The organism is Pseudomonas sp. Z3-6, assembly GCF_051131985.1.
Lineage (GTDB): Bacteria > Pseudomonadota > Gammaproteobacteria > Pseudomonadales > Pseudomonadaceae > Aquipseudomonas > Aquipseudomonas zanjanensis.
Map to the genome: position 1 here is coordinate 860,109 of NZ_CP071644.1, position 18,050 is coordinate 878,158.

The following is an 18,050-nucleotide window of genomic DNA, read 5'->3' on the forward strand; positions in this document are numbered from 1 at the left end:
GCATGTTTGCCCCCGACAAGCTCCTGGCCCCGAACAACACCATTGGCTTGTTGGTGGTGGCTGCCATGGACCCCGAGCGGCCAGATGTCGAAGCGGTTTTCCAGGATTTTCGAAACTGCCTGAACGACTACGACGCCTGGGCTGAAAGCTTCTGGGCCGGCTGGACGCTGGATCTTGAGCAAGTGTTCAAGGTCGGTCACGAGGTGTCCCTCGCGGCACCGAAAAACCAGGACACACCCGTCAGCGCCACGGTGGTGGCCTGTCCGGCGTCTGGGTCGCTGACGCTGGTGCACATGTTCCAGGCGGCGCGCTTCGTGCCGATTGGCGACACACCGGTGATGCTGGAACCGGTCATCGGTGGTGCGCCGGGGCAGGAAATTTTCGGCGAGCCGATCCATCACGTGATCGGCCCAAGCGGCATCCTGGAAGTGCCTGAGTGTTGGCGAGGCCAGCGTTATCGCGTCACCTTTTTCCCCCATGTCACGGCTGATCACGTCAAGGCGTTGTACGCGTCTTACCAAGGCTTGATCGACGAACTCGAGGGCTGGCTGAAAGCGGAGTGGGAGCAGTTTCAACCGCTGTGGACGGAGTTTTCCGAGGCCGGGTTTCTCGAACGCTACGACGTGTTGCAGCAAGCCGATTGGCGCGGTTTCAAGAATGCCCTGCATCAACTGTGGGACGACGTTAAGCAGGTTTTCGGGCTGCTAGCGGATCTGCAGGCCAACAGCGAAAAACTGCTGGAGTACCTGACTCAAGCCGAGCTTGAACAGCTATTGAAGGCATCCTCCGAGGCGATTGCCAAAGGGCTGATGGTGTTGAGTGACGAGCCGTTGCTCTTCGTCCACGTGGCCGCGTTCAACAGTTGGGTGCGGATGTTGCCGCCTCAGTACGCGGCCGAAGTTGTCGGAGAGCTGCGCGCCTCGGTACTGATCAATTTCCTGCTGATGCGTTTGACCGGGGGGCTGGGCCTGGGGCTGCGCATGAGCGGTAATGTATTGGGCCGGGTCCGCTCGGAGCGGGCCCGGGAATGGTTGCTGGCGTCGAGCCTGAGACTGGGCCAACTCGCCCCCGACCGGCTCAATCAGCATGCCGATGTGCTCAAGCCGTTGGTGGTCGGCCAGCGCGGGCCTTTAAAGCCGACGCCTGTCGGACCTTTGCACATCACCCCTGAACACTCTGCCCCCTTGTCCGTCAGCAATCCGGCCGCCGTGGCGCGGGAAAAATCCCGGCCATCTACCCGCCTGAGCCAACACGAACCCCACGACGACGCCCCCGCCCAATCGAAAAACCCCAACGGCGACAGCGCCGACACCGCCGCCCAGACCCAGACCAGCGGCTGCCCGGTGTCAATGGTCACCGGCGAAGAACTACTGACCCTCGACGATGGCACCCTCGACGGCCGTTTGCCGTTCGTTTTCACCCGTTTATACCGCACCAGCGCCGCCGACCTGGACGTCGGCCTCGGGCGCGGCTGGAGCCATGCCCTGGCCCATCGCCTGGAGCTCGACGGCGAGCAGGTCACCTGGGTCGACCAGGAAAACCGTCGCACGCTTTTTCCATTGCCCACCACCCAGCGCCCGGCGATCCACAACAGCCTGGCCCGCGCAGCAATCTACCTGGGGGCCGAGCCGGACGAACTGATCGTCGCACAGCCTGGGGAAAACGCCCCGTTCCTGCATTTTCGCGACGGCCACCTGATCGCCCTCAGCGACCGCTACGACAACCGCCTGACCCTCCAGCGCAACATCCACGGCGACATCTGCCGTTTGGACAACGGCGCCGGGCGTTCCCTGCGCCTGCGCTACGAACAGCGCCACCTGATCGCCGTCGACTACCAGAGCTTCCACCCGGCCATCACCCTCGACGAGGCCTGGCGGACCGAGCAGACGCTGGTGTCCTACCGCTACGACGGACGTTTCCGACTGATCGAAGCGATCAATGCCGCCGGTGAAAGCGAACGCTACGACTACGACGACCAGCACGTCATCCTCCAGCGGCAATTGGCCGGCGGGGCGAGTTTTTATTGGGAGTGGCAAGGCGTCGGGCCGGCGTCCCGTTGCGTACGGCATTGGGCCTCGTTTGCGCAGATGGACAGCCGCTACACCTGGGGCGAGGACGGCAGCGTCACGGTCCGGCACCTGGATGGCAGCCAGGAGGTGTATGTCCACGACGACCGGGCGCGGCTGGTGCGCAAGGTCGAGCCCGACGGCGGCGAACACCTCAAGGCCTATGACGAACAGGGTCGGTTGATCGCCGAACAGGACCCGCTGGGGGCGGTCCGTGAATACCGCTACGACGACGTCGGACGGCTGCTGGCGCTGATTCCTCCAGATGAAGCGCCGACGTCCTACGAATACCGCAACGGTTTCCTGCACACCCGTTCCCGTGGCAAGGCAGTGTGGACTTACCGGCGCAATGACCACGGTGATGTGATCGCCAGCATCGACCCGGACGGCCAGCGTACGGAATATGCCTACGACGCCCATGGGCAACTGCTGGCGAAGTATGACCCGGACGGCGGCGAACATCGCTTCACCTGGAGTCGCCTGGGCCAACTGACTGAAGAAATCCTGCCCGAGGGCGGTCACCGGCATTTTTCCTACGATGCCCTGGGACGTTTGCTCAGCCGCCGGGACGAACACGGCGCCCTCACGCACTACCAATGGGACGCCGTCGGCCGACTGCTGCAAGTGACCCTGCCCACCGGCGCCATCCGGGCCTGGAGCTACAACGCCTACGGCAAGGTCATTGCCGAACGCGACGAGCAGGGCCGCACCACCCGCTACGAATACGCCGATGACCTGCACCTGGTCAGCCGTCGCCTGAACCCCGACGGCAGCGAGCTGAAGTACCGCTACGACTCGGCGCGGCTGTTGCTGACCGAGATCGAGAACGAATCCGGCGAACAATATCAGCTGGACTACACGCCCAACGGCTTGATCCGACAGCAAATCGGCTTCGACGGCCAACGCACCGCCTACGCCTACGACCTCAACGGTCACCTACTGGAGAAAACCGAGCACGGCGAGGACGGTTCGCAATGGGTCACCCGCTACCAGCGCGACGCGGCCGGGCGGCTGCAACTCAAGACCTTGCCCGACGGCCAGGCCATCGAATACCGCTACGACGAACTGGGCCGGCTGGTTTACGTCGATGACGGCAGCGACCATCCGCTGGCCTTCGAATACGACGCTCAAGATCGGCTGATCACTGAGCACCAGGGCTGGGGCACCCTGCGTTATCGCTACGATGCCTGCGGACGCCTCAACCACCTGCGCCTGCCGGACGACAGCCAGCTCGACTACCACCACGCCCCGGGCGGCGCACTGACCGCCATCGACCTCAACGGCGCGCGCCTGACCGAACACCGCTTTGACGGCAGCCGCGAACGGCAACGCCAGCAAGGCCAGTTGCTCAGTGACTACAGGTACGACGAACAGGGCCGCCTCAAGGCCCAGACCGCGTGGCAGAACCCACAGCAGCAACTGCTCTGGCGCGACTATACCTACAGCCCCAAGGGCAACCTGCAAACCCTTTCCGACCACCGAAACCGCCGCAGCTACCAGTACGATTCTCTAGATCGCCTGACCCGCATCGACTTTTCCCACAGCGAACCGCCGGAACACTTCAGCCACGACCCGGCCGGCAACCTGCTGATGCAGGACCGCCCCGGCCCGACCACCCTCAAGGGCAACCGCCTGCTGAAGGAGGGCGACCGCCACTACGACTACGACGCCTTCGGCAACCTGATCCGCGAACGCCGCGGCGAGGCCCTGGTCAGCGCCTACCGCTACGACAGCCAACACCGCCTGATCGGCGTCACCACGGCGGACGGCTGCGAAACGTCCTACCGCTACGACGCCTTCGGCCGACGCATCAGCAAGACCGTGGACGGCCTGACCACGGAGTTTTTCTGGCAGGGCGACCAAGTCGTCGCCGAAAACAGCCCGCGCCATCACCGCAGCTACGTCTATGAACCCGGCACCTTCCGTCCACTGGCGATGCTCAACGGCGAAGGCCCGGAAAACGCCACGCCGTTCTACTACCACCTCGACCACCTGGGCACGCCCCAGGAACTGACCAACCCCGCCGGCCAGATCGTCTGGTCGGCGCGCTACAACGGCTACGGCAAAGTCACCGCACTCAGGCACGGCGACGGCGAGCAGCTTGAACAACCGCTGCGCTTCCAGGGCCAATACTTCGACCCGGAAAGCGGCCTGCACTACAACCGCCACCGCTACTACAATCCCGAGACTGGCCGCTATTTGACGCCTGACCCGAGCAAGTTGGCGGGTGGGCTCAATGGGTATCGGTACACCTTGAACCCGACGGGGTGGGTGGATCCGTTGGGGTTGGAAGGTTGCCCGGGCGACGGATGTAGAAAGCCCGCCGTCGGTAAGCAAGACCCGACGGCCAAGCTTGGGGTGGATGAGGGTGAGCCGGCGCTGCCGATGACGGCGGAGCAGCGGCGGGCGCGGATTGATGAGTTGGCGGAATCGAATGCCTATCGGCGTTTGGATGAGATGGAACGATCGATCCAAGGCGCGCATTTCTTAGAGAAACATGGTGCTCAGACTACGGCGGATGCTCAGCTAGAACGCGTTACGACAGGTCGAAATCCTGGAACTGGGGACATAGAAACTTATACCAAAGGCAATAAACAAGGTCAGCCGAAGATTCCATCAGCAGCGACACGCTTCATAAGTCACAGAGATCAATTAAATGCTATATATAGGGCGAAGTTGGTCTTTAAGCGCAACGGCTCCCTTGAAAAATCTCAATCAATTGACTTTGGGCGAAAGGTCGGCGAAGGATATGAAAAGAAAGATTTGAAGTATGGCGAGCAAAATCATGCAATTGTTATTTTAAACGAAAATGGCGAGCCCATAACAGCCTACACAGGATTTAAGAAATGAAATCAAAGCCAAGCATGGTTCCCCTGATTGGATTGCTTTTTGTATTTAATATCGAAAATGTCGATGACGAACAACGAGAGGAGATAATTGTTTCGAAGAACGTGAATAGCGATGTCGAGCTTTCGGAGCTATTTGAAATATTGCTAAAGCCCGAATTTATGGCTTATTGCTCTAGTGATCAAGAGGCTTATATTGAGCTGATAGAGTTCTTTTTAAAGTCTGGCGATTCTTTTGATGATCTTTTTGAATATATGGATACCTATTTTGATCAGGAGATTGAGGATCAAGGTCATTTTATGGTGATTTTATTAAGGTGCCTTAAGCGCTATTATCTAGAGTGTAATCATGCTAGCAATTCAACAAAAAAATAATGCTGAAGCACCCCTTTTATAAATGACGGGTTTATTCCTGGTTTTATGTGGATCATTGGACGGTTTGATGTGTATGGCCAGAAGCGGAACGCGGAGCGTCCCTGACGACATCCCCAGCAGGGGCGTGGGAACGATCGAATAACTTGCTTACGGGGCATGTTGAAAAAAGTGGAAAATAAATATCCAGAGCTCTTTCAGTTTTTTGGCTGTTACTTTCATCAAGACTGGATGTGCGATTCATCGGACCCTGATGACATCATCAGAGCCTTTATGGCGGACTCGGCGCCTCAAAATATCAAAATTATCAAAGAAGAAATTTCAACTTTGCTTGCAATGAATCTTGACGAAGCAAATCTTAGAGAGTTCATCATGGACAAAATGCCTTGCAACTATTGCTATTGGCTGGACTGGGAATCCGCTGAAGCTTGGTTGAATCATATTCTTGAAATTCTTAGCAGTGGTAATGCCGATCTTGACGAATGCTAGTTTCGCTTGATCGCTCTCACGCTCCCGCGTGGGAACGATCGACAACCTGTGGCGAGGGAGCTTGCTCCCGCTGGGCTGCGCAGCAGCCCCAAAGCCATTCAACGCGGTGACCGGGTAGGTTTACGACTGCTGCGCAGCCGAGCGGGAGCAAGCTCCCTCGCCACGATGATTCACACAGACTTTAAGTCCACGATCGCCTGTAGGACTGGCGCTCACGCATTCCCGAGGCCACCACAATTTCCAGTGTGGGAGCGGGCTTGCTCGCGAAAGCGATTGCACATTCACCCCTTCAGTGACTGACCCACCGCTTTCGCGAGCAAGCCCGCTCCCACAGGTTTTTGTGTTCGCAGATACTCTCAGACCTTCATCCAGCCATTAAAAAAACCACCCCTTTGGCACCGATAACATCGTTTCTCGACCGCCCGGCTTTTCCCTATATTGGCCCTCAGATCCGGTGGATGGCTCAACGTCCACCCCCTCAGTGTGAGTAGCCTCGATGAACAATAAACCTGACAGCACAGGGCTTGATAATGCCGGCGCGGGCACCCGGGCGGTTTGGGGTGGGGAGCAAGTCAGGCATCCCTACAACGCCACGCAAACTCCCATCGTGGCCAGTGCCGCGTACGGCTACGACGACATCGACGTCTGGTACGACGTCGCCCTGGGCAAGGCCCCCGGTTTTATCTACAGCCGCATGAGCAACCCGACCGTCGAGACCCTCGAAGCCAAGATTCGCGAGCTGGAAATGGCTGAGTCCGCAGTGGCCTTCAGCAGTGGCATGGCGGCGATCAGCAGCGTGCTCTACACCTTCCTGGCCCATGGCGATCGGGTGGTGTCGACCAAGGACAGTTACGGCGGCACCAACAAGATTTTCGAAGAGTTCCTGCCGCGCACCGGCGTGGCAGTGACCCTGTGCGAGACCTTCGACCACGACGACCTGGAGCGTGAAATCGCCAAGGGCTGCCAGGTGTTGTATCTGGAAACCCCCACCAACCCGACCCTGAAAATCCTCGACATCCCGCGCCTGGTGGCGGCGGCCAAGCGTGTCGGCGCCGTGGTCGTGGCGGACAACACCTTCGCCACGCCGCTGAACCAGAGCCCGCTGGCCTTGGGCGTGGACGTGGTGATTCACAGCGCGACCAAATTCCTCAGCGGCCATGGCGACGTGCTCGGTGGCCTGGTGTGTGGCAGCGAAGCCTTGATGGCCCAAGTGCGGCACTACCGGGAAATCAATGGCGCGAGCCTCGACCCGTTCTCGGCCTACCTGATCATCCGTGGCATGAAGACCCTGGCATTGCGCATGCGCCAGCAACAACACAGCGCCCGGGCCCTGGCCGAATTCCTCTGCACCGAACCACTGGTGGAAGCCGTGAATTATCCCGGCTTGCCCAGCCACCCGAACCACGCCATCGCCTGTGCACAGATGTCCGGCTTCGGCGCCATCGTCAGTTTTGTCCTGGTCGGCGGCATGGACACGGTCAAGCTGCTGCTGCCACGCCTGCGCTTCGCCCATTGCGCCGGCAACCTGGGCGCGGTGGAAACCATCTACGGCCCGGCCCGCACCACCAGCCATGTCGAGAACACCCTGGAAGAACGTCTGGCCCTGGGCATCTCCGAAGGCTTGGTGCGGGTTTCGGTGGGCATCGAAGACACCGACGATCTGCTGGACGATCTGAAACAGGCCTTCGCCTTCGTCAAAAAGACCCTCAATCCGCAACTCAATGAAGTCCACACCGAGACGGCAAGCTGAAGTTTGATTAGTTGATACCCCGCGACAAGGCTGTCAGCGGGGCGTTCATGAATAGGAATAATAATAAAAGCTCAGCGGCGCTTGTCTGACTCGCGTAGACGTCGATGCGCGCCCTGACATTTCATGAGAACAACCATGTCCATAACAGAACAACAAACGAATACGCGGACCGGCTTCAAGCAGGAAATGCAGACGCGCCATATCGTCATGCTGGCCTTGGGTGGCGTGATCGGCACCGGGCTGTTCCTGACCTCCGGCTACACCGTCAACCAGGCCGGTCCGATGGGGGCGGTGATCGCCTACATCATCGGCGCACTCATGGTGTACATGGTGATGATGTGCCTCGGTGAGCTGGCAGTGCAGATGCCGGTAACCGGTTCCTTCAGCACCTACGCCACGCGCTTCCTCGGCCCCGGCACTGGCTACACCGTGGCCTGGCTGTATTGGCTGACGTGGACGGTGGCCATCGGTTCCGAGTTCACCGCCGCCGGCATCCTCATGACCCGATGGTTTCCCGACACCCCGGTGTGGATCTGGAGCGCGCTGTTTGCCGGCGTGGTGTTCCTCACCAACGTGGTGTCGGTGCGTTTGTTCGCCGAGACCGAGTTCTGGCTGTCGTTGATCAAAGTGCTGACCGTGGTGGTGTTCCTGCTGATCGGTGGTGGTGCGATTCTCGGCCTGTTGAACATCGACCAGGCCCACAGCATCGGGTTAAGTAACTTCACTCGCGAAGGACTTTTTCCTACGGGCTTCATGCCGATTGCGATGACGCTGCTGGCGGTCTCCTTCGCATTTTCCGGCACTGAACTGATCGGCATCGCCGCTGGCGAAACCAAGGATCCGCAACGCAACGTGCCCCGCGCTATCCGCACCACGGTGCTGCGCCTGGCGGTGTTTTTTGTCGGGACCATTTTCGTCCTCGCGACGTTGTTGCCTCGCGAACAGGCCGGTCTGGTGGAGAGTCCGTTCGTCACGGTGTTCACCTACATCGGCATTCCATACTCCGCCGACATCATGAACTTCGTGATCATCACCGCCCTGTTGTCGGCGGCCAACTCCGGCTTGTACGCCGCCTCGCGCATGCTTTGGACCCTCAGCGACCAGGGCCACCTGCCCAAGCAGTTCTCGGCCCTGACCCGCATGGGCACGCCGCTCAACGCGATCATCGTCAGCATGGCCGGCGGCGCCGCGTCGTTGCTCAGCAGCGTGTTTGCCGCCGACACCATTTACCTGGCGCTGGTGTCGATTTCCGGCCTGGCCGTGGTGGTGGTGTGGATGAGCATCGCCGCGAGCCAGATCGGCTTTCGCCGTCACTACGTCGCCAACGGCGGCGATATTCGCGACCTCAAGTTCCGCGTGCGCGGTTATCCATGGGTGCCGTTGGGGGCGCTGGTGTGCTGCAGCCTGGCGTGCATCGGCATCGCCTTCGACCCTGAACAGCGAGTGGCGCTGTACTTCGGCTTGCCATTCATCGCCTGGTGTTACTTCGTGTATTACATTACCCGCAAAAGCCGCGAGCGACGCTTGTCGGTTGCCCTCGTGGCACAACCGTCCGACGCGTTTTAAACCGCATCGACGGGCGGGCAAACGTGCCCGGTGCGTGGGGGTCAGCGAGGTAAGAGCATGAAGCAAAAAACGTTGCCCCCGTTGAACTGGCTGCGGGCGTTCGAAGTGTCGGCCCGCTGCCTGAACTTCACCCACGCCGCCGACGAATTATTCTTGACCCAGGGCGCGGTAAGCCAGCAGATCCGCCAGTTGGAAAGTCACCTGGGGGTGGCGCTGTTCAAGCGCTTGCCCCGTGGCCTCGGTCTGACGGAAGAGGGCCAGGCCTACCTGCCAGTGGTGCAGGACGCGATCACGCGGCTGGCGGTGGGCACCAACGAAATCTTCGGCCAGCACAAGCGTCGGCCGATCAAGGTGCGCGGCAGCCTGGCGTTTTTCGTGCACTGGCTGGCGCCGAAGCTGGTGGATTTTCGCCAGGCGCACCCGCACGTCGACATCCGCTACATCAGCAACATCTGGGTCAAGGAGCTGGACGGCGAGGATGACATGGAGATTCGCTGGGGCCATGGCCAATGGCCCGGCCTGGTGTCGCAGCGGCTGACCTGGGATACCTTGTTCCCGGTGTGCTCGCCCGCCTTGATGGCGACGCTGAAGGTGCCGGCGGACGTGGCCAAGCATCCGTTGCTGCACGTGCTGGGTTACGAAGAAGGCTGGGGTTACTGGCTGAAAATGGTCGGTGCCGACTCGGTGGATTCCTCGACGGGGATGCAATTCGATACATTGGTTTGCACCTTGCGCATGGCCGAGTTGGGGCAGGGCATCGCCCTGGCGCGGTCGTCGATGGTCAGTGAATTGCTGGAAGACGGGCGCCTGGTCGAACCCTTCGCCCAACGCATCGAAGCCAGCGAATCGTTCTACCTGGTGCGCAGTTCCGGGGCCGAGCAACACCCGGACGCGGCACGGTTTTCCACCTGGCTGGTGGAGCAGGCGCATCGTTTCAAATGAGCTGTTTTATCTGAGTTTGCGGAGTTGACCATGCGCTACGTGAGTACCCGAAATTCCACCGTGCAGGTCGATTTCGAAAAAGTCGTGCTGTCGGCCATTGCCGAAGATGGCGGGCTGTTTGTCCCCGTGGAACTGCCGCTGTTCGAACCCCAGGACATCGCTAATTGGTCGACGTTGTCCTACGACGAACTGGCCTACCGAGTGATGCGCCCGTTCGTAGGCGAGGCGATCCCCGAGGCCGACCTCAAGCGCTTGCTCAAGGAGGCCGGCAGCCAGTTCAGCCATCGCTCCCTGGCGCCGCTGCATCAGGTGGATCGCAACGAATGGGTCCTGGAGTTGTTCCATGGCCCGACCCGTTCCTCGAAGGACTTTGCCGCGCAGCTGCAGGCGCGGCTGGTGCAGTACTTCCTGCGCAAACGCGGGCGTCGCGCTGTGGTGATGGGTGTCACCAACGGCGACACCGGCCTGGCCGCCATCGAGGCGTTCAAACACTGCGACGAGACTGACGTGGTGGTGATCTACCCCGAGGCCGGCGTACCGCAAGACCAGCTTCAAGACCTGCAAGCGACGGCGCACCCGCGGGTGCATCAAGTCGCCGTGGAGGGCAGTTTCGATGAGTGCCAGACCCTCGTCACCCAACTGTTCCGCCAGCATGCGGCGATCAGTTTCAACTCCAGCAACTGGGTCAGCGTCATGGCGCAGTTGGTGTTTTATTTTCACGCCGTGCTGCAGTTGGGCGGCGGTCAGCGGCCCATCGGTTTCAGCGTGCCGGCGGCGAGTTTTGCCGAAGTCTATGCCGGTTACATCGCCCAAAAGATGGGCTTGCCGATCACGCAAATGATCGTCGCCACCAACCAGAACGACGCGCTGCATCAGTTCTTTTTGAAGAACCACTATTCGCGGTTACGTGCGAGCAAGACCCTGTCGCCGGCCATGGACTTGTCGATCTTTTCCAACCTGGAACGGTTTCTCTGGGAGCTCTATGGGCATGATGATCAAGCCGTGAGCGCGCTGATGCACACCTTCGAAACCGACGGCGAAATGAGCATTGGCAACGAGTTCTGGCTGCAGGCGCGGATGATCATCGATTCGTACGCTGTGAGTGATGAGCAGACGCTGAACGAGATCACTTCGTTGTACCGCGACACCGGTTATGTCATCGACCCACACACCGCTACCGGCGTGCTCGCGGCGCGCTTGTACCGTCGCAGCCTGGTGGCGCCGATGGTGACCCTGGGCGAGATCTCACCGATTAAATCGGCGGTGTTGCTCGGTGAGCTGGGGATCCCCGTGGCGGCGCAACAACGTCCGATGGCCGAGCAGGGCCCGGCGCAGATCCATCGCATCCAGCCGGACGACCTCGCTGCCCTCCATCAACTGCTCGGCTCGCTATAACCGGAGGCCCCATGAAGCGAATCCTCGATCCCCTCGACGAACGCATCATCGCCGAACTGCGCCTCAACGCCCGCGCCGCCCACGCCGAGCTGGCGGCCAAGGTCAACCTCTCGCGCAACGCCGTGCGCCAACGCATCGAACGCCTCGAACGCGACGGCGTGATCCAGGGCTATACGGTGCGCACGGGGGAGGGCGCGCAAGCGTCGTCGAACATCAACGCGGTGATCTTCGTCTACCGCTACGACCGCATGCGCGGTGCCGAGGTGTTGCAAGCGTTGCAGGGGATGCCGGAAGTGCTGCAGTGCGATGTGATGAGTGGCGAATTTGATTTGATGCTCAGGGTCGGCGCGGCGAACCCGGAGCGGGTGCATAAGGTGTGGAAAGAGATCTCGGCGCTGCCGGGCGTGGAGAACACCGTGACGTCGTTTGTGTTGTCGTCGGTGGTCTAGGCACGCTAGCCGTCACAGCAGTGAACCCCGTGGCGAGGGAGCTTGCTCCCGCTGGGTTGCGAAGCAGCCCCAACCAGGTGATCCCAATCAACCTGACCGACCGCGCTGCATGTTTTGGGGCCGCTGCGCAGCCCAGCGGGAGCAAGCTCCCTCGCCACAAGAGCCGGCGGGTGCATGCTCTGCCACTAATAGACCAAACACTGAAGAAAACTGTGGGAGCGGGCTTGCTCGCGATAGCGGTACACCAGCCACCATCAATGTCGCCTGACCTGGCCCTTTCGCGAGCAAGCCCGCTCCCACAGGGGAAGGTGTTCGGTCAGGCCCCGCCTGCTCGCCGCCGCTTCACAGATAAGCCAGCCACCACAACCCCCGTGGCGAGGGAGCTTGCTCCCGCTGGGTTGCGAAGCAGCCCCAACCAGGTTATCCCCAATCAACCTGACCCACCGCGCCGGCCAATTCCAGGGGCCGCTGCGCAGCCCAGCGGGAGCAAGCTCCCTCGCCACAAGAGCCGGCGGGTGCATGCTCTGCCACTAATAGACCAAACACTGAAGAAAACTGTGGGAGCGGGCTTGCTCGCGATAGCGGTACACCAGCCACCATCAATGTCGCCTGACCTGGCCCCATCCCGAGCAAGCTCGCTCCCACAGTGGTCTGTGTTTGGTCAGTCGATTTTGTTGGCTTTCCTCCACCCACCGCTTTGCCCAACCCCTGGTCAAAACGCCCAAGAAATAGAGCAAATTGGCATATTTCACTGCCCAGCCTCCCGCCCTAACCTAGATCCCAACAACCTCATCACCCGGATCAAGGACATAACAAAAATGACTGAATACAAACTGGCTCTAGTCGGCTTCGGCGGTGTAAACCGGGCATTGGCCCAACTGATTGCCGAGCGCAACCAGCAGTGGAAAACCGAACTCGGCTTCACGCTGAAAATCGTCGGCGTGACCGACCTGTTCCTCGGTTCGGTGATGAACCGCCACGGGCTCGACGCCGCCTCGCTCGCCCGGCTGCCCGCCAGCAAAGGCGCCATGGCCCAACTCCCCGGCGGCACCGTCGACGCCCTCAATGAAGCCGTAATCAAAGACTGCGGCGCCGACATCATCGCCGAAGCCACCTTCACCAACCCGGTGGACGGCGAGCCCGCCACTTCGTTCTGTCGCTGGGCCCTGGAGCGTGGCAAACACGTGGTCACTACCAACAAAGGCCCCATCGCCCTGCACGGCGCCGAACTCAAGGCCCTGGCCCAGCGCAACAACGTCGCCTTCGAATACGAAGGTTCGGTCATGAGCGGCACCCCCGTCATTCGCCTGGCCAAACAAGCCCTGGCCGGCAGCGCCATCACAGGCTTTGAAGGCATCCTCAACGGCACCTCCAACTTCGTCCTCACCTGCATGGAAGGCGGCCTAGGGTTCGCCGAAGCCGTCAGCCAGGCCCAAGCCCTGGGCTACGCCGAAGCCGACCCAACCGCCGACGTCGCAGGCCATGACGTGCGTCTGAAAGTGGTGATCCTCGCCAACGAACTGCTGGACGCCAAACTCACCGTCAACGACGTCACCTGTAACGGCATTGCCTCCCTCACCCTCGACGACATCGAAAAAGCCCGCCGCGACAACGCACGCTGGAAACTCATCGGCGCCGCCACCCGCAACGCCGACGGCGCCATCAGCGCCAGCGTCGAACCGCGCCTGCTGAGCAACGATCATCCACTGGCCAGCATCAGCGGCGCCACCAACGCCGTGTCCTTCACCAGCGAACTGCTCGGCGCCGTCACCGTTTCCGGCCCCGGCGCCGGCCGCACCGAAACCGCCTTCGCGCTGCTGTCCGACATCATCCACATCCACCAATCGGCAACCCGCAAACAGGAGCACACCCTGTGAACGTATCGCGCCTGGCCCTGGCGGTCGTCGAACCGCACATCGAAGTCCTCAACCCGTTTGACGGCAGCATCGTCGGCACCGTCGCCGACCTCAAAGCCTCAGAAGTCCCACACCTGCTCGAAACCGCACGCAGCGGCGCAAAAACCTGCGCCGCACTGCCCCGTCATCGTCGCGCCAGCATCCTCGAACAAGCAGCACTGAACATCGAACGCGACGCCAAAGCCTTCGCCCGACTCATCGTCGATGAAGCCGGCAAGACCCTCAAACAAGCCGAAAAAGAAGTCAAACGCTGCGTCAACACCCTCAAGCTCTCCGCCGAAGAAGCCAAGCGCAACGCCGGCGAAATCGTCCCGTTCGACGCCTACGAAGGCGCCGAATCGCGCCAAGGCTGGTTCACCCGCGAACCCCTGGGCCTGATCGTCGCCATCACCCCCTACAACGACCCGCTCAACCTCGTCGCCCACAAACTCGGCCCAGCCATCGCCGGCGGCAACGCGGTGATCCTCAAGCCGTCCGAACTGGCTCCGTTGTCCGCCCTCAAACTGGTCTCGTACTTGGTCGCCGCCGGCCTCCCCGAAACCGTCGTCACCGTCGCCACCGGCGGCGCGGAACTGGGCAAAGCCCTGGTCGCCGCCCGCGACGTGCGCATGATCTCCTTCACCGGCGGCTTCGTCACCGGCGAACAAATCGCCCGCACCGCCGGCCTGAAAAAACTTGCCATGGACCTCGGCGGCAACGCCCCCGTCATCGTCATGGGCGATTGCAACCTCGACGCCGCCGTCGACAGCTGCGTCTCCGGCGCCTTCTGGGCCGCCGGGCAAAACTGCATCGGCACCCAACGCCTGCTCATCCACGCACCGATCTACGAAGCCTTCCGCAAACGCTTCGTCAACCAGGCCCAAGCCCTCGTCGTCGGCAACCCACTGCTCGCCAACACCGACATCGGCCCGATGATCACCCAGCAAGCCACGCAAAACGCCGAACAAGTGGTCAACGAAGCCCTGCAACAAGGCGCCACCTTGCTCTGCGGCCATCGCCGTCAGGGCAACTGCTACGCCGCCACCGTCCTGGAAAACGTCGATCATTCCAGCCGACTCTGGCGCAATGAAGCCTTTGCGCCTGTGGTGGTGTTGCAGCCGTTCGAGACGTTTGATGAGGCGATTACGTTGGCGAACGAACCTGAGTACGCGCTGCACGCTGGGATTTTTACCAACGACCTCAGCACCGCCATGAGCGCTGCACGACGGATCGAGGCAGGGGGCGTGATGATCAATGATTCGTCGGATTTCCGGTTCGATGCGATGCCGTTTGGCGGGTCGAAGTACGGGAGTTTGGGCAGGGAAGGGGTGCGGTTTGCATACGAGGAAATGACCCAGCCGAAGGTGGTTTGTTTGAATACGTTGGGGTGAGGGGCGAGTCAGTCCGAAGGAATCACTTCACCTTTCATGTCGCTAAAACGCCGTTTTGACGACACGTTCTCTTCTCATGTCGCCGGTAGCGACATGAGAATGGAACGTGTCGCAAAAATCAAAAAACAGCGACACGTTGTGTCGGCCCTCTGTGGAAGCAGGCCTGTTCACGAAAAGGCCAGCAAACCCAACCCCGCAACCAAGTCAAACCCCTGTGGGAGCAAGGCTTGCCCGCGATAGCGCAACACCAGCCACATCAAAACAACTGACCCACCGCCATAACAGCCATACCACGCCCAACTGTGGGAGCGAGCCTGCTCGCGATAGCGCCAAGCGCTCAGAACACCAAGCGTGCAGGCAACATCGGCGATCTCCCAAAAACAAACTTCTTCAAACGCTCAAAGCTGAAACGTATCAGCGACGAGAAAAAACCAAAATATGCACAAATGCATTTTATGCTTGACCTGCATAGGCAAGCCTCTATAAGGTGATTTCACTGTATGTGCATACAGTATTTCTAAATCACTACTTATTTAAATCCATTCATGGACGAGGCTCTAACTCATGAAAACAACCACTGAAAAATTCGGTGCAACCCCCCATCAACCCAGCCTCTGGACCCGCGCCGACGCGCTGAAAGTCCGGGCAGACGACCCCACCACCACCCAGCCGCTGGTCAGCGCGGATTTCCCGGTACTGAACAACGACGTGTTCATCTGGGACACCATGCCCCTGCGCGACCTGGACGGTAACGTGACGTCCGTCGATGGCTGGTCGGTGATCTTCACCCTGACCGCCGATCGTCATCCAAACGACCCGCAGTACCTCGACGAGGACGGCAACTACGACATCCTCCGCGATTGGAACGATCGCCACGGTCGGGCAAAGATGTACTACTGGTTTTCTCGCACCGGCAAGAACTGGGAATTCGGTGGCCGCGTGATGGCCGAAGGCGTTTCGCCGACCGCTCGCGAATGGGCCGGTACGCCGATCCTGTTGAACGACCGAGGCGAAGTGGACCTGTATTACACCGCCGTCACCCCAGGCGCGACCATCGTCAAGGTGCGCGGCCGGGTAGTGACCACTGAACACGGTGTCAGCATGGTCGGCTTCGAGAAGGTCAAGCCGCTGTTCGAGGCCGACGGCAACCTGTACCAGACCGAAGCCCAAAACGCGTTCTGGGGTTTCCGCGACCCATGGCCATTCCGCGACCCGAACGATGGCAAGCTGTACATGCTGTTCGAAGGCAACGTCGCCGGTGAACGCGGCTCCCACAAAGTAGGCGAGGCAGAAATCGGCGACGTGCCACCGGGTTATGAAGACGTCGGCAACTCGCGCTTCCAGACCGCCTGCGTCGGCATCGCCGTGGCCCGTGGCGCCGACGGCGACGACTGGGAAATGCTGCCGCCACTGCTGACCGCCGTCGGGGTAAACGACCAGACCGAGCGCCCGCACTTCGTGTTCCAGGATGGCAAGTACTACCTGTTCACGATCAGCCATACCTTCACCTACGCCGACGGTGTCACCGGCCCGGACGGCGTGTACGGCTTCGTCGCGGACTCGCTGTTCGGCCCTTACGTGCCGCTGAACGGTTCCGGCCTGGTGCTGGGCAACCCGTCCTCGCAGCCATTCCAGACCTACTCGCACTATGTAATGCCAAACGGCCTGGTGACCTCCTTCATCGACAGCGTACCGACCGACGAAACCGGCACGCAGATTCGTGTCGGTGGCACCGAGGCGCCAACGGTGGGCATGAAAATAAAAGGGCTGCAGACGTTCGTGGTGGCCGAGTACGACTACGGTTACATCCCGCCGATGCTTGACGTCACCCTCAAGTAACAGCAACGCAGGGGTTTCAGGCAGCGGGTTTGCGGTCGATGGCAAAACCGTTGTGGATAGGATCGAGATATCCCGCCTGATTCATTGCGACATTGCTCGCAAGCCCCATTGAACAACGCGTCGTAACCCGCTTCGCGACTGGCTGCAAGGATGCAGCCAGTCGCGCATGCATTCCCCTGCGACGTATGTACACAAGCGCCTCTGTGGGAGCGAGCCTGCTCGCGATAGCGGTGTGTCAGCCAGCATTCCGGCCAGCTGTTTATCGTGACCCCACGAGACCAGCCACGACCGACATCGCCTTGCGCCATTGCCTACAACTACGCCAGAATCCGCCGGCTTGTGCGTTTTGGGGCCCGTCGGTAGTTTGAGTCCTGTCACTGAGCATCAGTGATCGGGTTTCGCAGCCCGGACTCTATAGGCGCACAACGTCACCTTCGAAAGCAGATTACCCATGTCTGTGATTTCGTCAGAGGTGGCTGTGCGTGGGAGACCCCTTGGGTCTGCCGGTCCCTAGAGTCCCGGTCTGCGAACCCGCGTACAGCTGCCACCCCAACTTCGTTTCGCAGCGAATGGTGGTAGCTCCAACAGACTCTAGGAGCTTTACCATGGCTAAAATTACACCGAACCCGCCAGCTACAGATGAGCATGTTTCTCGCGCTCAGTCTGCTCGTAACAAGAAGCTCGATGAAGCTGCCGAACGGGCTTTGGATTTTTATCTGAAGCCTACGCCGAAGAAAGAAACGTCTGACAATCCCAACAGCATTTTCCGCATCGCGCCTGATGTTGATTCGGAGTGTCTGCTCGCCAGTCTCAGTGAAAACCTAGCTTCGGCGAATGCCATGATCAGTGATTTGGCGTTTGATCTGGATGGTTCGCGACGGCGTGTTGCGATGGGGATTTTGCAGGTGATTGAGGTGAGTGAACTGTTGGCGAATCGGGCTTTGGATATTGTTGAGGTGAGGTAGCAGGGGCCGCGCTTACCCCGGGTATGAAAAAAAGGTCTTGTTTGGCAAGACCTTTTTTTTCATAGTGGCTTATAGCTTAGCCATC

General features: G+C 60.4%; 12 protein-coding genes. All 12 read left to right on the forward strand.

The annotated features are described in order from the left end of the window. The first annotated feature begins 2 nt into the window (after positions 1 to 2). The 12 genes from J3P88_RS03920 (at position 3) to J3P88_RS03975 (ending at position 17,965) form a co-directional block, all read left to right on the forward strand. The gene (locus J3P88_RS03920; RefSeq protein ID WP_434574087.1) at positions 3 to 4,916 is read left to right on the forward strand and encodes an RHS repeat-associated core domain-containing protein; all 4,914 of its coding nucleotides are present in this window, start codon (positions 3 to 5) and stop codon (positions 4,914 to 4,916) included. Continuing rightward, on the forward strand, positions 4,913 to 5,287 hold the full coding sequence (locus J3P88_RS03925; RefSeq protein ID WP_434574089.1) for a hypothetical protein: 375 nt from the start codon (positions 4,913 to 4,915) through the stop codon (positions 5,285 to 5,287). The genes J3P88_RS03920 and J3P88_RS03925 overlap by 4 nt, the downstream gene beginning before the upstream one ends. 156 nt (positions 5,288 to 5,443) lie before the next feature. Then, complete coding sequence (locus tag J3P88_RS03930) at positions 5,444 to 5,773, forward strand: contact-dependent growth inhibition system immunity protein (RefSeq protein WP_434574091.1); 330 nt, start codon at positions 5,444 to 5,446, stop codon at positions 5,771 to 5,773. A 496-nt stretch (positions 5,774 to 6,269) separates the two neighbouring features. Further along, positions 6,270 to 7,523, forward strand: coding sequence for a cystathionine gamma-synthase family protein (locus J3P88_RS03935; protein WP_250964866.1), 1,254 nt, complete (start codon positions 6,270 to 6,272; stop codon positions 7,521 to 7,523). Between the two features lie 135 nt (positions 7,524 to 7,658). Beyond that, positions 7,659 to 9,089 carry an amino acid permease gene (locus J3P88_RS03940; RefSeq protein ID WP_186730268.1) on the forward strand — a complete coding sequence of 477 codons (1,431 nt, stop codon included), beginning with the start codon at positions 7,659 to 7,661 and terminating at the stop codon, positions 9,087 to 9,089. 57 nt (positions 9,090 to 9,146) lie between these two features. Then, positions 9,147 to 10,031, forward strand: coding sequence for a LysR substrate-binding domain-containing protein (locus J3P88_RS03945; protein WP_411385742.1), 885 nt, complete (start codon positions 9,147 to 9,149; stop codon positions 10,029 to 10,031). A gap of 30 nt (positions 10,032 to 10,061) precedes the next feature. Then, positions 10,062 to 11,426: a threonine synthase gene (gene thrC, locus J3P88_RS03950; RefSeq protein WP_434574094.1), complete on the forward strand. Its 1,365-nt coding sequence runs from the start codon at positions 10,062 to 10,064 to the stop codon at positions 11,424 to 11,426. An 11-nt stretch (positions 11,427 to 11,437) separates the two neighbouring features. Beyond that, a complete protein-coding gene (locus J3P88_RS03955; protein WP_434574096.1) occupies positions 11,438 to 11,875 on the forward strand; it encodes an Lrp/AsnC family transcriptional regulator in 438 nt (145 codons plus the stop codon). A gap of 818 nt (positions 11,876 to 12,693) precedes the next feature. Beyond that, positions 12,694 to 13,752 (forward strand): homoserine dehydrogenase, encoded by a 1,059-nt coding sequence (locus J3P88_RS03960; protein WP_434574098.1) that lies wholly within the window; start codon positions 12,694 to 12,696, stop codon positions 13,750 to 13,752. Beyond that, positions 13,749 to 15,161 (forward strand): aldehyde dehydrogenase family protein, encoded by a 1,413-nt coding sequence (locus J3P88_RS03965; RefSeq protein WP_434574100.1) that lies wholly within the window; start codon positions 13,749 to 13,751, stop codon positions 15,159 to 15,161. Before J3P88_RS03960 ends, J3P88_RS03965 begins: the two co-directional genes overlap by 4 nt. 564 nt (positions 15,162 to 15,725) lie before the next feature. Continuing rightward, complete coding sequence (locus J3P88_RS03970; protein ID WP_434574102.1) at positions 15,726 to 17,000, forward strand: glycoside hydrolase family 68 protein; 1,275 nt, start codon at positions 15,726 to 15,728, stop codon at positions 16,998 to 17,000. Positions 17,001 to 17,605: 605 nt separating this feature from the next. Continuing rightward, entirely contained in the window at positions 17,606 to 17,965 is a 360-nt protein-coding gene (locus tag J3P88_RS03975) for a DUF6124 family protein (protein WP_434574104.1), read from the forward strand. The last annotated feature ends 85 nt before the right edge of the window (positions 17,966 to 18,050 follow it).

What these genes read in the sequence shown, in the direction of transcription:
- J3P88_RS03920 (WP_434574087.1), top strand. Translation starts at nt 3, where the DNA reads ATGTTTGCCCCCGACAAGCTCCTGGCCCCGAACAACACCATTGGCTTG.
- J3P88_RS03925 (WP_434574089.1), top strand. Translation starts at nt 4,913, where the DNA reads ATGAAATCAAAGCCAAGCATGGTTCCCCTGATTGGATTGCTTTTTGTA.
- J3P88_RS03930 (WP_434574091.1), top strand. Translation starts at nt 5,444, where the DNA reads ATGTTGAAAAAAGTGGAAAATAAATATCCAGAGCTCTTTCAGTTTTTT.
- J3P88_RS03935 (WP_250964866.1), top strand. Translation starts at nt 6,270, where the DNA reads ATGAACAATAAACCTGACAGCACAGGGCTTGATAATGCCGGCGCGGGC.
- J3P88_RS03940 (WP_186730268.1), top strand. Translation starts at nt 7,659, where the DNA reads ATGTCCATAACAGAACAACAAACGAATACGCGGACCGGCTTCAAGCAG.
- J3P88_RS03945 (WP_411385742.1), top strand. Translation starts at nt 9,147, where the DNA reads ATGAAGCAAAAAACGTTGCCCCCGTTGAACTGGCTGCGGGCGTTCGAA.
- thrC (WP_434574094.1), top strand. Translation starts at nt 10,062, where the DNA reads ATGCGCTACGTGAGTACCCGAAATTCCACCGTGCAGGTCGATTTCGAA.
- J3P88_RS03955 (WP_434574096.1), top strand. Translation starts at nt 11,438, where the DNA reads ATGAAGCGAATCCTCGATCCCCTCGACGAACGCATCATCGCCGAACTG.
- J3P88_RS03960 (WP_434574098.1), top strand. Translation starts at nt 12,694, where the DNA reads ATGACTGAATACAAACTGGCTCTAGTCGGCTTCGGCGGTGTAAACCGG.
- J3P88_RS03970 (WP_434574102.1), top strand. Translation starts at nt 15,726, where the DNA reads ATGAAAACAACCACTGAAAAATTCGGTGCAACCCCCCATCAACCCAGC.
- J3P88_RS03975 (WP_434574104.1), top strand. Translation starts at nt 17,606, where the DNA reads ATGGCTAAAATTACACCGAACCCGCCAGCTACAGATGAGCATGTTTCT.